This is a genomic window from Streptomyces sp. NPDC026672, assembly GCF_040638185.1.
In the GTDB taxonomy this organism is placed as follows: Bacteria; Actinomycetota; Actinomycetes; order Streptomycetales; family Streptomycetaceae; genus Streptomyces.
The window spans coordinates 53631-66792 of the sequence record NZ_JBEZXS010000036.1; the positions used below are offsets into that span (position 1 = coordinate 53631).

14 protein-coding genes are annotated in these 13162 nt (G+C 71.1%); 10 read left to right on the forward strand and 4 right to left on the reverse strand.

The features are described from left to right. Position 1: 1 nt before the first annotated feature. Positions 2–634, reverse strand: a complete 633-nt coding sequence (locus AB0F77_RS32430; RefSeq protein ID WP_361955280.1) for an AIM24 family protein — start codon at positions 632–634, stop codon at positions 2–4. 150 nt (positions 635–784) lie between these two features. Here AB0F77_RS32430 and AB0F77_RS32435 point away from each other — a divergent pair, with 150 nt between their 5' ends. After that, complete coding sequence (locus AB0F77_RS32435) at positions 785–1129, forward strand: DUF3817 domain-containing protein (protein WP_361955250.1); 345 nt, start codon at positions 785–787, stop codon at positions 1127–1129. Further along, positions 1126–1419 (forward strand): MTH1187 family thiamine-binding protein, encoded by a 294-nt coding sequence (locus AB0F77_RS32440; protein ID WP_361955251.1) that lies wholly within the window; start codon positions 1126–1128, stop codon positions 1417–1419. Before AB0F77_RS32435 ends, AB0F77_RS32440 begins: the two co-directional genes overlap by 4 nt. 27 nt (positions 1420–1446) lie before the next feature. On the opposite strand, the gene AB0F77_RS32445 is transcribed toward AB0F77_RS32440, so the two are convergent. Next, positions 1447–2427 (reverse strand): DUF5937 family protein, encoded by a 981-nt coding sequence (locus tag AB0F77_RS32445; protein ID WP_361955252.1) that lies wholly within the window; start codon positions 2425–2427, stop codon positions 1447–1449. Between the two features lie 178 nt (positions 2428–2605). On the opposite strand from AB0F77_RS32445, the gene AB0F77_RS32450 reads away from it, so the two are divergent. The 4 genes from AB0F77_RS32450 (at position 2606) to AB0F77_RS32465 (ending at position 6420) form a co-directional block, all read left to right on the forward strand. Beyond that, positions 2606–3742 (forward strand): MFS transporter, encoded by a 1137-nt coding sequence (locus AB0F77_RS32450; protein ID WP_361955281.1) that lies wholly within the window; start codon positions 2606–2608, stop codon positions 3740–3742. Positions 3743–3752: 10 nt separating this feature from the next. Next, positions 3753–4262: a MarR family transcriptional regulator gene (locus AB0F77_RS32455; RefSeq protein ID WP_361955253.1), complete on the forward strand. Its 510-nt coding sequence runs from the start codon at positions 3753–3755 to the stop codon at positions 4260–4262. Positions 4263–4305: 43 nt separating this feature from the next. Further along, positions 4306–4644 carry a DUF3817 domain-containing protein gene (locus AB0F77_RS32460; RefSeq protein ID WP_361955254.1) on the forward strand — a complete coding sequence of 113 codons (339 nt, stop codon included), beginning with the start codon at positions 4306–4308 and terminating at the stop codon, positions 4642–4644. Positions 4645–4719: 75 nt separating this feature from the next. Next, positions 4720–6420 carry a methylmalonyl-CoA mutase family protein gene (locus tag AB0F77_RS32465; RefSeq protein ID WP_361955255.1) on the forward strand — a complete coding sequence of 567 codons (1701 nt, stop codon included), beginning with the start codon at positions 4720–4722 and terminating at the stop codon, positions 6418–6420. Between the two features lie 109 nt (positions 6421–6529). On the opposite strand, the gene AB0F77_RS32470 is transcribed toward AB0F77_RS32465, so the two are convergent. Beyond that, positions 6530–7150: a TetR/AcrR family transcriptional regulator gene (locus AB0F77_RS32470; RefSeq protein WP_361955256.1), complete on the reverse strand. Its 621-nt coding sequence runs from the start codon at positions 7148–7150 to the stop codon at positions 6530–6532. A gap of 238 nt (positions 7151–7388) precedes the next feature. Between AB0F77_RS32470 and AB0F77_RS32475 the strand changes: the two genes are divergently transcribed. From AB0F77_RS32475 to AB0F77_RS32490, 4 genes are all read left to right on the forward strand, one after another. Beyond that, a complete protein-coding gene (locus tag AB0F77_RS32475) occupies positions 7389–8366 on the forward strand; it encodes a tetratricopeptide repeat protein (RefSeq protein ID WP_361955257.1) in 978 nt (325 codons plus the stop codon). 657 nt (positions 8367–9023) lie between these two features. Then, positions 9024–9656, forward strand: coding sequence for a DUF6230 family protein (locus tag AB0F77_RS32480; RefSeq protein WP_361955258.1), 633 nt, complete (start codon positions 9024–9026; stop codon positions 9654–9656). A 116-nt stretch (positions 9657–9772) separates the two neighbouring features. Then, the gene (locus tag AB0F77_RS32485; RefSeq protein ID WP_361955259.1) at positions 9773–10288 is read left to right on the forward strand and encodes a DUF6114 domain-containing protein; all 516 of its coding nucleotides are present in this window, start codon (positions 9773–9775) and stop codon (positions 10286–10288) included. Next, positions 10278–11630, forward strand: coding sequence for a hypothetical protein (locus AB0F77_RS32490; protein ID WP_361955260.1), 1353 nt, complete (start codon positions 10278–10280; stop codon positions 11628–11630). Before AB0F77_RS32485 ends, AB0F77_RS32490 begins: the two co-directional genes overlap by 11 nt. 96 nt (positions 11631–11726) lie before the next feature. On the opposite strand, the gene pyk is transcribed toward AB0F77_RS32490, so the two are convergent. Then, positions 11727–13154, reverse strand: coding sequence for a pyruvate kinase (pyk, locus tag AB0F77_RS32495; RefSeq protein WP_361955261.1), 1428 nt, complete (start codon positions 13152–13154; stop codon positions 11727–11729). Positions 13155–13162 lie beyond the last annotated feature (8 nt).

Genomic DNA, 13162 nt, shown 5'->3' on the forward strand with positions numbered 1-13162 from the left:
CTCAGACGTCCCCCGCGATCGTGTTGCGCTCGCTCGGCTGTACGTAGACCAGTCCGTCGCCCTCGAAGCGGATCTGGAACGCCTCGCCGCCGCCCTCACCGAGGAACGTGCGGAAGGTCACACCCGACTGGAACGACTGCCGCAGATCGCCCTGATGGGCGATGTACGCGCCGGGGTCGACGGTCAGCGGGAACTGCGGGCCGACCCGCAGCACCACGGCCGGACCGTCGGACATGATCGCCGCCTGCCCGTGGCCCTCGACCGTCGTCGTGAACAGCCCGTTGCCCTGGGACGCCCCGCGCAGCCCGGTGAACGTGGTCCCCGTGCGCAGCCCCGCGTCCGTCACGAGCAGATTGCTCGACTCCACGTACAGCTTGTCCCCCCGCAGTTGCACGAGGTTGATCTCGGACGCGCGGTCCGCGAACCAGCACGTCCCGTGGCCCTTCACCTCCATCACGGTCATCTGCTCACCGGTGAGCCGCCGGGTCACCATCCCCCGCAGTCCCTCACCGCCGCCCGTCAGCTTCTTGAAGGCCATCTGCCCGTCGTACGCGACCATCGAGCCGTTCTTCGCCTTCACGGCGTCCCCGGTCATGTCGACGGCGAGCACCTTGCTCCCTTGGAGCCGGAACATCGCCACGGTGCGAAGGTAACCGGGAACGGGCGGTTGCGGACAGACCCCTCCCACCGGGACCGCGGGTTCGTGCGTCACAATGGGCGAGCGTTTGTGCTTCCGTTCACAAAGCGACCGCGCCGTCAGCGAATCTCCCACCGAAGGTGACCCGTGGACCTCAAGACAGCCTCCGCCCTCCGCCGCCTCCGCCTGGTCTCCGCGCCCGAGGCCGTGTCCTTCCTCGTCCTGCTCGTCTGCTCGGTGCTCAAGCGGACCACCGACTTCAACGCGGTGCCCGTGATGGGCGCGGTCCACGGTGTGCTGTTCATCCTGTACGTGATCTTCTGGGCCGACGCCTGGAACCGCGCCAAGTGGGGCCCGGGCACGGCGGCGCTCTACTTCGTCCTCTCGGTGCTGCCCACCGGCGGCTTCTTCGCCGAGCGCAAGCTGCGCCGCGAGGCCGAGAGCGCGGTCATCGCCGCCCGCGCCCGCAAGGAAGGCGTGGTGAACGCGTGATCGTCGCCTTCTCCGTGACACCGCTCGGCGTCGGTGAGGATGTCGGCGAGTACGTCGCCGACGCCGTCCGTGTCGTCCGCGCCTCCGGGCTGCCGCACCGCACCGACGCCATGTTCACCTCGATCGAGGGCGAGTGGGACGAGGTCATGGACGTCGTCCGGCGGGCCGTCGCCGCCGTCGAGGAGCGCGCCCCGCGCGTGTCGCTCGTGCTCAAGGCCGACATCCGCCCCGGCGTCACCGACGGACTCACCTCCAAGGTGGAGACGATCGAACGCCACCTGGCCCAGTAGCGACGCCACCTCGCCCGGTGGTTCCGCTCAGCCGCCCGTGGCCAGGGCGATGCCCAGGGGGGTGCGTTCGTAGTGGACCTCGTGGCCGTAGCGGCGGGCGGTGAGCAGGCCCGCGTCGCGCAGCGCGGTCAGATGGGCGGAGACCGACGAGGGGGACAGCGGGAGCCGGCGGGACAGCGCGGTCGTCGTCGCCGGCTCGTCCAGGGCCGCCAGGACGCTCGCCCGGCCCCGGCCGAGGAGCCGGACCAGGGCGTCCGGGGCGCGCTCGGCGGGCTGTGACCACAGGCCCCCGATGCCCCGCGCCGGATAGACCAGCGCGGGCTGCCACGGCGGATCGAAGCTGCTGACCACGTCCGGCCAGACGAACACGCTCGGCATCAGCACCAGCCCCCGCCCGCCGAGGTGCCGCTCGTGCCGCCCCCGGGACTCGACGGTCAGCGTCCCGGCGTGCCAGCCGCAGCGCCGGCTGATCTCCGGGAGCAGCCCGCCGAGACCCACCTCCGCCAGCCGCCGCGAGTGGAACACGACGTCCGCCTCCAGCAGCGCCCGCAGCCGTGGCCAGTCCGGCTCGACCAGCACCCGCCACGCCTCCTCCAGCACCCCGGTCAGCTCGCGGATCATCCGCGCCGGATCGGCCAGCCAGGCCCGGCCCCGCGGCGACTCCAGCGCCCCCGGGGTGTCCGCGAGCGATCGCGCCGTGTCCTCGCGCGCCGCCCCGGGATCGGCCGCCCGCACCGTCGCCAGCTCCTCCTCGAACGTCGCCGCCGGACCGAGCGGCGGCGGGACCAGCCAGTCCGGCGAGTGCCCGCGCCGCGGCATCAGCAGCCACAGCGGGGCGAGGTCGAGGCCGGCCGCCGCCGTACGGATGCGGCGCAGCCAGTGCGCGTGGTACCCGTGCCGGTCCGGCCGCCGCAGCGTGCGCACCGCCTCCGTCGTCTCCCACAGCGGCGACAGCGAGAACCGGCAGCGCAGGAAGTCCTCCTCCGCGAAGTGCAGTCGCGACGACACGGGCAGCTCCGGCGGAAGATTCGGCTGACGCCGAAACTCTACGGCCGCCCCCGCGCCCCCGTGCACCCTGCCGTCCGTGACCGCAGACCCCCAGGCCCCGAAGGCGCCGGACACCGGCTACACCCGTGTCTTCGCCGTGCGCGAGTTCCGCGCCGTCTTCGCCGCGCACGTCCTGTCCATGCTCGGCGTGATCGTCAGCGAGATCGCGCTGTCCGTGCTCGTCTACGACCTCACCGGCTCGCCCCTGCTGAGCGCGCTCGCCTTCGCGCTGGGCTTCCTGCCGTACCTCCTCGGCGGCACGCTCCTCGCCGGGCTCGCCGACCGCTTCCCCGCCCGCCGCGTCCTCGTGGTGTGCGACCTGGTGTGCGCGGGCTGCGTCGCCCTGATGGCGGTGCCCGGCACCGGCATCACCGTCCTGCTCGCCCTGCGCTGCTGCCTCGCCGTCGTCTCCCCGGTGTTCGCCGGCACCCGGATGGCCACCCTCGCCGACATCCTGGGCGGCGGCGACCTGTTCGTCCTCGGCCGCTCCCTGCTGCGCATCGTCGCGCAGAGCGCGCTGCTGATCGGGTACGGCCTCGGCGGGCTGCTGCTCACCGTCGTCGCGCCCCGGCACGCCCTGCTCGTCACCGTCGCCACCTTCCTGGCCTCGGCCGCCCTGCTGCGCCTGGGCACCCGAGCCCGGCCCGCCCGCGCCACGGCGACCCGGGGCCTGGCCGGCTCCCGGCAGCTGCTCGCCGACCGCCGGGTGCGCCTCCTGCTGCTCCTCTTCTGGATCCCGGCCCTGTTCTCCGTGGTGCCCGAGGCGCTGGCCGCCCCGTACGCCGACGCGCTGGGCGCCGGCTCCACCGGCCTCGGCCTGCTGATGTGCGCGCTGCCCGTCGGCACGGTCGCCGGTGAGCTGTTCGCGGGGGCGCGGCTCGCACCCCCGGCCCGCGAACGTGTCGCCCTCCCGCTGGTCTGCCTCACCCTGCTGCCCTACCTCGGCTACGCCCTGCGCCCCGGCCTGGTGCCGTCGCTGCTGCTCCTGCTGCTCTCCGGGGCGGGGACGGCGTACACCCTGGGACTGGACCAGTGGCTGGTGCGGGCCGTGCCCGAGGGGCTGCGCGGACGGGCCATGACCGTGCTGAGCGCCGGGCTCATGACCATCCAGGGCGTGGGCATGGCGCTCGCGGGTGTCGTCGCCGAGTTCGCCGGGGTGCGGGCCACCGTCGCCGGGGCCGGTGCGCTGGGCGCGGTGTGCTGCTGCGCGCTGGCCCTGGCGCTGCGGGCGACCGAAAGCCGAGACGGGGCTGACCGGTATATGACCGGCCGGTAGGGTCGGGTTCGTGCCGAAGCCTCTCAGTCTTCCCTTCGATCCCATCGCCCGTGCCGACGACCTGTGGAAGCAGCGCTGGGGGAACGTGCCCTCGATGGCCGCGATCACCTCGATCATGCGGGCGCAGCAGATCCTGCTGGCCGAGGTCGACGCGGTGGTCAAGCCGTACGGGCTGACGTTCGCGCGCTACGAGGCGCTGGTGCTGCTCACCTTCTCCAAGGCCGGTGAGCTGACGATGTCAAAGATCGGCGAGCGGCTCATGGTGCACCCCACGTCCGTGACGAACACCGTGGACCGTCTGGTGCGCTCCGGTCTGGTGGCCAAGCGGCCCAACCCGAACGACGGCCGCGGCACGCTCGCCGTGATCACCGACAAGGGTCGAGAGGTCGTCGAGTCGGCCACCCGCGACCTGATGGCGATGGACTTCGGCCTCGGCGTGTACGACGCGGAGGAGTGCGGCGAGATCTTCGCGATGCTGCGGCCCCTGCGGGTCTCCGCCCACGATTTCGACGACGAGTGACCCGGCCCAAGATCTCCCGGAACGTACGGTTACGCTCGTGCCCATGAAACGAAGCGTGCTGACCCGCTACCGCGTGATGGCCTACACCACCGGTGTGCTGCTGGTGCTGCTGTGTCTGAGCATGATCGCGAAGTACGGCCTCGACGTCGACGGGGCCGCCGACTTCACCCGAGTGGTCGCCATCGCGCACGGCTGGCTGTACGTCGTGTACCTCGTGGTCGCCTTCGACCTCGGTTCCAAGGCGAAGTGGCCGGTCGGCCGGCAGCTGTGGGTGCTGCTCGCGGGCACCATCCCCACGGCCGCCTTCTTCGTCGAGCGGAAGATCAGCCACGAGCTGGAGGCCAAGGTCGCCGACCAGGCCCCGGCCCCTGTCAAGGCATAGGCTCCACCGTCGCGTGTCCCACACGTGGCGGTTTGCCGTCGACATTTACTTGGACGTCCTAGTAAATTCGAAGGCATGGACGCTCACGCCATCGAGGACGGCCGCCGACGCTGGCAGGCCCGCTATGACGCCGCGCGCAGGCGCGACGCCGACTTCACCACGCTCTCGGGTGACCCCGTCGAGCCGGTCTACGGGCCCCGGCCCGGGGACACCTACGAGGGCTTCGAGCGGATCGGCTGGCCGGGCGAGTATCCGTTCACCCGCGGCCTGTATCCGACCGGCTACCGGGGTCGCACCTGGACGATCCGGCAGTTCGCCGGGTTCGGCAACGCCGAGCAGACCAACGAGCGCTACAAGATGATCCTGGCCGCGGGCGGCGGCGGACTGTCCGTCGCCTTCGACATGCCGACGCTCATGGGCCGCGACTCCGACGACCCCCGCTCGCTCGGCGAGGTCGGGCACTGCGGCGTCGCGATCGACTCGGCCGCCGACATGGAGGTCCTGTTCAAGGACATCCCGCTCGGCGACGTCACGACCTCCATGACCATCAGCGGCCCCGCCGTCCCCGTCTTCTGCATGTACCTCGTCGCCGCCGAACGCCAGGGCGTCGACCCGGCCGTCCTCAACGGCACGCTCCAGACGGACATCTTCAAGGAGTACATCGCCCAGAAGGAGTGGCTGTTCCAGCCCGAGCCCCATCTGCGGCTGATCGGCGACCTGATGGAGCACTGCGCCGCCGGCATCCCCGCCTACAAGCCGCTCTCCGTCTCCGGCTACCACATCCGCGAGGCCGGGGCGACGGCCGCGCAGGAGCTGGCGTACACGCTCGCGGACGGGTTCGGGTACGTCGAACTGGGCCTCAGCCGCGGCCTGGACGTCGACGTCTTCGCCCCCGGCCTGTCCTTCTTCTTCGACGCGCACGTGGACTTCTTCGAGGAGATCGCCAAGTTCCGCGCCGCGCGCAGGATCTGGGCCCGCTGGATGCGGGACGTCTACGGCGCGAAGAGCGAGAAGGCGCAGTGGCTGCGCTTCCACACCCAGACCGCCGGCGTCTCGCTGACCGCCCAGCAGCCGTACAACAACGTGGTGCGCACGGCCGTCGAGGCGCTGGCCGCGGTGCTCGGCGGCACCAACTCGCTGCACACCAACGCCCTCGACGAGACCCTCGCCCTGCCCAGCGAGCGGGCCGCCGAGATCGCGCTGCGCACCCAGCAGGTGCTGATGGAGGAGACCGGCGTCGCCAACGTGGCCGATCCGCTGGGCGGTTCGTGGTTCGTCGAGCAGCTCACCGACCGCATCGAGGCCGACGCCGAGAAGATCTTCGACCAGATCAAGGAGCGGGGTCTGCGGGCGCACCCCGACGGCCGGCACCCCATCGGGCCGGTCACCTCCGGCATCCTGCGCGGCATCGAGGACGGCTGGTTCACCGGCGAGATCGCCGAGTCCGCGTTCCGCTACCAGCAGTCCTTGGAGAAGGGCGACAAGCGGGTGGTGGGCGTCAACGTCCACACCGGGTCCGTCACCGGCGACCTGGAGATCCTGCGCGTCAGCCACGAGGTGGAGCGCGAGCAGGTCCGGGTGCTCGGCGCACGCCGGGTGGCGCGGGACGAGGCGGCCGTGCGGGCGGGGCTGGACGGGATGCTGGCCGCCGCACGCTCCGGCGCCAACATGATCGGCCCGATGCTGGACGCGGTGCGCGCCGAGGCCACGCTCGGTGAGATCTGCGGCGTCCTGCGGGACGAGTGGGGCGTCTACACGGAGCCCGCCGGCTTCTGACCGCCCGCCGTCACCCGCCGTGTGTGCCGGCCGCCGCCCGGCCGGCACACACCCGGGTCGGAACTCCTCGACGACCAGCGGACGACGCACGGCCGCCACGGCCGCGGGGTCAGCCGTCCGCCGCGGCGAGGCCGCCCAGCAGGACCGCCGTGAAGCGCCTGACCCACTCCTCGTTCGCCGGCTCCGCGCTCACCAGCGTGCGGTGCACCACCGCCCCGGCGACGATGTCGAAGATGAGGTCGACCGCGCGCGCGGCCCGCGTCGCGTCCGTCTCCGGCGGCAGCTCGCCGCGCCGCTGCGCCCGCGCCCTGCCCTCCAGGACCAGCCGCTTCTGCCGCTCGACGATCGAGCACCGGATGCGCTCGCGCAGCGCGTCGTCCCTGATCGACTCCGCCACCACGGCCATCAGCCCGCTCTTGGCCTCAGGCCGGGCCAGGATCGCCGCGAACTGGAGCACCACGCCCTCGACGTCGGCGGCGAGCGTGCCGCGGTCGGGCAGCTCCAGTTCGTCGAACAGCTCGGCCACCGCGTCGACGACCAGTTCGTTCTTGCCCGACCAGCGGCGGTAGAGCGTCGTCTTGGCCACCCCGGCCCGGTTCGCCACGTCCCCCAGCGTCAGTCCCGACCAGCCCAGCTCGACCAGGGCCTGACGGGTCGCCGCCAGGATCGCGGCGTCCGCGGCGGCGCTGCGCGGGCGGCCCGGACGGGCGGCGGGGGTGCGGCTCTGCATGCGAAGACCATAACCACCGGCGTTTCATCCGCCGCCGTGAGGGAGATCACCGGAGAGAGGTGTTGTGCGGACCCCTCCCGGCATTACGCTACGGCTCGTAGCGAAAGCTCGCGCGGGACGTGCGCGGGCCGACGTTCACGGACGGATGAGCGACGAGCAGAAGTGCGTGGGGTGGGGACCCGGCACGCGCTTTCCCGCCGCTTTTCACACACGCGCGGGAACGGGGGAGGATGGACGCATGCAGCCACGGAACATGTCCATGAGCGGCGTCGTCGACCTCGCCGCGGTGAAGGCGGCCCAAGAGGCCAAGGCCAAGGCGGAGCAGACGCGCGCCGAGGCCGCCCGGCAGGGCGGGACGGGAGCCGTCTCCCCGGCCGACCTCGTCATCGACGTCGATGAAGCGGGATTCGAGCGCGACATCCTCCAGCGCTCCGCGGAAGTACCGGTCGTCATCGACTTCTGGGCCGAGTGGTGTCAGCCCTGCAAGCAGCTGAGCCCGGTCCTGGAGCGACTGGCCGTCGAGTACAACGGGCGCTTCCTGCTCGCGAAGATCGACGTCGACGCCAACCAGATGCTGATGCAGCAGTTCGGGATCCAGGGCATCCCGGCCGTCTTCGCCGTCGTCGCCGGCCAGGCGCTCCCGCTCTTCCAGGGCGCGGCGGGCGAGGAGCAGATCCGCCAGACCCTCGACCAACTGGTGCAGGTCGCCGAGCAGCGCTTCGGGCTGACCGGCCTGACCGTCGACCCCGACGCGGAGCCGGGCGGCGCCGAGGCCACGGCCGGCGCTCCGCCGGAGGGGCCCTACGACGCGCTCCTCGAAGCCGCGGTCCAGGCGCTGGACTCGGGCGACCTGGCCGGCGCCGTCCAGGCGTACAAGAACGTGCTGAGCGACGACCCGGGCCACCCGGAGGCCCAACTCGGTCTGGCACAGGCCGAATTGCTCCAGCGTGTGCAGAACGTGGACCCGCAGCAGGTGCGCCGGGAGGCGGCCGAGAAGCCGGGTGATGTGCAGGCGCAGATCACGGCGGCCGACCTGGACCTCGTGGGCGGCCATGTGGAGGACGCGTTCGGGCGGCTCATCGAGACGGTGCAGCGCACGGCGGGCGACGACCGCGAGGCCGTACGACGCCGTCTGCTGGAGCTGTTCGAGGTCGTCGGGGCCGACGACCCCCGGGTGATCGGGGCGCGCCGGGCCCTCGCGCGCGCACTGTTCTGAGCCCAACGCCGGGCGGGGCGTGACCCCTTCGTGACCAGTTGCTAAACGCAAGGGCATGTGATGCCCGCGTGAAAGATTTGCCGACGAGAGGTCACCGCGGCCGCGCTTTGCCAAATCTTGGTAAACGCGGCCGCTGTTACTTGCAGTAAGTCGTGGTTGATCGTCTGCCCGGTTAGATCCGTCTCTGAACTCTTTTGTTCTGCCCTGGGAAACCACCGAGCGTGCCCCTTCGAGAGCGGCGGGTCGCCCTTCGGTCATCCCGCCGTTACTAGCCAGTAACGGCTCCCCTTGTGCGGGCGGCGAGAATGCACCACGATCGGGGCCGCTCGGTCCATTTCCGCATCCCCGACAGCCGGTCGGGCGGGCGGATTCACCTGGGTCCCCACCGAGCGGAGCCGGCGGCAGTGGCGCCGGTTCCAGGACAGGGGGGTCTTCGCCCGACCAGGCGAAGCCTGTCCGGCAGGGTTGTGCGTGATGCGTGTCAGGCGCGACCAGTGGTTGTCGCTCGGGGGTGATCGCCGGTGATCGGTGCGCGATTCGCGCCTCCGAGTGCGGGCGCTCTCCTTCCCGAGGACGTAGCACTTCTCCCATCCCTGCCCGGCCGAGCCGCCGACGGCGACACCGGGCCAGGAGATGTACGTCCGAGAAGGAGGAAATATGGAGTCCCAAGTGCGTGGCGGGACCAGATGGAAGCGGTTCGCTGTGGTCATGGTGCCCAGCGTGGCCGCCACTGCGTGCATAGGTGTCGCGCTCGCGCAGGGCGCTCTCGCGGCGTCGTTCAGCGTGTCCGGCCAGTCGTTCAAGGTGTCGGCCGACCAGCTGGTGGGCCACGGCTTCGAGCAGTACGGGGCGATCGACAGCGGTTACACGCTCGACGGCCAGAAGACGGCTCACCCCGTCGCCGTCTCCGCGTTCACCAAGGCCGAGATCACCAATCTCTGCCAGTCCGTCGTCACGCCCAACATCCCGGTGTTCGGCTCCGTCAGCCTGAAGCTCGAAGCGGGCGCCAACGGCACGCCGGTCGAGGCCGACAACATCTACATCGATGTCGCCGACCTCAAAGCGGACGCCACGTTCGACAACATCGACATCGGTGTCGCCGCCAAGGACGCCCACAAGGGCCCCGGCATCAAGAGCGGCGACCAGGCGAACCCCTTCGGGTTCGCGCAGCAGGCCGACACGGCCACGCTGACCAAGGTGGAGCAGACGGCGTGGGCCACCACCGCCGGAACCTTCAAGCTCAGCGGGCTGCACATGTCGCTTTCGACGGGTGCCAAGGAGTGCTTCTAAGCACTCGATGACGGGCGGGGGAGCCTCTGGCGCCCCCGCCCGTCCCACGTGGACCGCGTCTTCACACGCGGCCCACACCACTACTACAGCAACACCGCACCAGGGAGCTGTTTTCCATGAGCGCCGAGACCCCTGCCGCCGAATCCGGCACGTTCGCCCGCCGGAGGCTCCAGTTCCACGACTGGCGGGGAACGCGTCCTTTCTGGGCCGGTCTGTTCGTCTTGCTCAGTGGTTTCCCGATCATGTACTTCCCGTACGCGCATCTCCAGGTCGGCCATCTCACGCTGGCGATGGCGACCACCGCGGGCGCCGGATCCCTGATCATCGGTGTGTTGCTCATCGTGCTGGGCATCAGCCTCTGGTTCCAGCAGCACGTACGGACCTTCGCCGGAGTCGCCGCGATCCTGCTGGCGCTGGTGTCCCTCCCCGTGTCCAACTTCGGCGGCTTCCTGGTGGGCTTCCTGTTCGCCCTGGTCGGCGGCGCGATGGCCGTCTCCTGGGCGCCGGGACGGCCGCAGCAGCCGCAGCCGGCCGAGACGGGCGGCGCGGGAGACGGCGGCACGGGTACGGCGAACGACCTGTCAGGAACGAGCCCGGCCAACGGGGCGAACGGGAGGCACAGTGCCGGCTGACGAGGTGACCCGCGGGACAGAGGTGGAGGAGTCCCGTGTGAGAACCGGGCCGCGCCACGCGGCACCCAAGAAGCCGCTGTTCACCAGGTTCCACATGCCGGCCGGCAAGGCCATCGCCTCCGTGGCGATGCCGACCGCCGTCCTCGTCGGCATGGGCTTCACGTCCACGCTCGCCCTCGCCGCGGGCAACGACTCGTCGTCGCCGCCGGCGTCCAAGAGCCTGACGGCCGACGAGTACAAGGACTGCGTCACCGCGCTCGACGGCTCCAAGGACGCCTCGGCGACACCGTCCCCGTCCGCCTCGGCGAGCGCGGACGAGTCGGCGGACCCCACGGCGAGCCCCTCGGCGAGCGCCGGGGACACGGCCGAGCCGGGCAAGGGCGAACCGGGCAAGGACTCTTCGTCGGATTCAGGTTCCGACGACCAGGCCGGGCCCACACCGTCCGCGTCCCAGTCCTCCGCACCCTCGGGGGACACCGGGAAGCCCGGCACCACGGCGCCGGACAGCACGCCGTCCCAGACGGGCGGGGACCTGCTCGGCACCATCGGCGACACCATCACCGGCATCCTCGGCGGTGGTTCCGCGTCGAAGTCCACCGCGAGCCCGTCGCCGTCCGCCACACCGTCCGCGTCGGCCTCGGCCACGCCGGACGCCTCCAAGGATCTCGTCGGAGGCGTCACCGGCACCGTCGAGGACACGGTCGGCAAGGCCGGCAAGACGGTCGACGACACCGTGAAGGACACCACCGACACGGCGGCCAAGACGCTGAAGGACACCACGAAGACCGTCGACGACACCACCGGGGCCGTGCAGGAGGCGGCCGGTTCGGCGGCCTCCGCGCTGCCCACGGCGGGCGCCGACGCCGACGACTGCCCGGTCGCCACCGACGACACCGGCGGGGTCGACAACAAGGTGCCGGTGTCGGACGACCCCTGGCACCTGAACGCCAGTTCGCTGTTGCTCAAGGGCGCCGACTACCAGGGCGTCGTGGAGGTGAGGACGGCCGGCGGCACCACCAAGAAGGTGCTCAAGTACGTCATCTCCGACGGCACCGACATCGGGGACCTGCACCAGACGGTGGACGACTCGCAGTCCGGCAAGACCTACCACGTGCAGGCGGCCCAGGGGTCGACGTCGACCATCCGCGACGGCGACACCGTGATGTACACCCAGAGCATCTCGGGCAACCTGTTCGGTCTGATCCCGGTGACCTTCAGTCCCGACAGCCCGCCGCCGCTCAACATCCCGCTGATCTACTTCACCAACGTCAAGGTGACGCAGGCGGCCCAGTTCGGCGGCACCCTGCACGTGCCCGGGATGCACGTGTACACCACCGGCTGACCGCCCCACGAACCCGTCCGGGAGCCGCACAAGGCCGTGGCCCCGGCCCTCCGTCCAAGGAGGGCCGGGGCCACGGCCGTTCGTACGCGCGGTGCGTCAGGAGGTGACGCCGCCCAGGTGGTGGACCCGGACCATGTTGGTGGTGCCGGGGACGCCGGGGGGCGAGCCGGCCGTGATGATCACCGTGTCACCCGCGTCGAAGCGGCCCAGCTTGGCCAGCTCCTGGTCCACCAGGTCGACCATCTCGTCGGTGCTGTTGACGAACGGCACGACGTGGGACTCCACGCCCCAGCTCAGCGTGAGCTGGTTGCGGGTGGCCTCGTCGGTGGTGAACGCGACGATCGGCTGCTCCGCGCGGTAGCGGCACAGCCGGCGGGCGGTGTCACCGGACTGCGTGAAGGCGATCAGGCCCTTGCCGCCGAGGAAGTCCGCGATCTCGCAGGCCGCGCGGGCGACCGAACCGCCCTGCGTGCGCGGCTTCTTGCCCTGCACGAGCGGCTGGAGGCCCTTGGAGAGCAGCTCCTCCTCGGCCGCCTGGACGATCTTCGACATCGTCCTGACCGTCTCGACCGGGTACGCGCCCACGCTCGACTCGGCCGACAGCATGACCGCGTCCGCGCCGTCCAGGATCGCGTTGGCCACGTCGGACGCCTCGGCGCGCGTGGGACGGGAGTTGGTGATCATCGACTCCATCATCTGGGTCGCCACGATCACCGGCTTGGCGTTGCGCCGGCACAGCTCGATCAGGCGCTTCTGCACCATGGGGACCTTTTCGAGCGGGTACTCGACGGCGAGGTCGCCACGGGCGACCATCACACCGTCGAACGCCATCACGACGTCCTCCATGTTGTCGACCGCCTGCGGCTTCTCCACCTTGGCGATGACGGGGACGCGGCGGCCCTCCTCGTCCATGACCCGGTGGACGTCCTGGATGTCCTTGGCGTCGCGGACGAAGGACAGGGCGACCATGTCGCAGCCCATGCGCAGCGCGAAGCGCAGGTCCTCGATGTCCTTCTCGCTGAGCGCGGGCACGTTGACGGCCGCGCCGGGCAGGTTGATGCCCTTGTGGTCGGAGACGACACCGCCCTCGATGACGATCGACTTCACCCGCGGGCCCTCGACGTCCAGGACCTTCAGCTCGACGTTGCCGTCGTTGATGAGGATCTGGTCGCCGCGCGCGACGTCGGACGGCAGCCCCTTGTACGTCGTACCGCAGATCTGCTTGTCGCCCGGCACGTCCTCGGCCGTGATGACGAACTCGTCACCGCGCTCCAGCTCGACCGGACCCTCGGCGAAGGTCTCCAGACGGATCTTCGGGCCCTGGAGGTCGGCGAGGACGCCGATGGCACGGCCCGTCTCCTTCGCCGCCGCCCGGACGCGGTCGTACCGGCCCTGGTGGTCGGCGTGGGTGCCGTGACTGAAATTGAACCGGGCCACATTCATACCCGCCTCGATCATGGAGACGAGCTTCTCGTGGGAGTCGACCGCGGGGCCGAGAGTACAGACGATTTTCGAACGGCGCATGGGGCGAT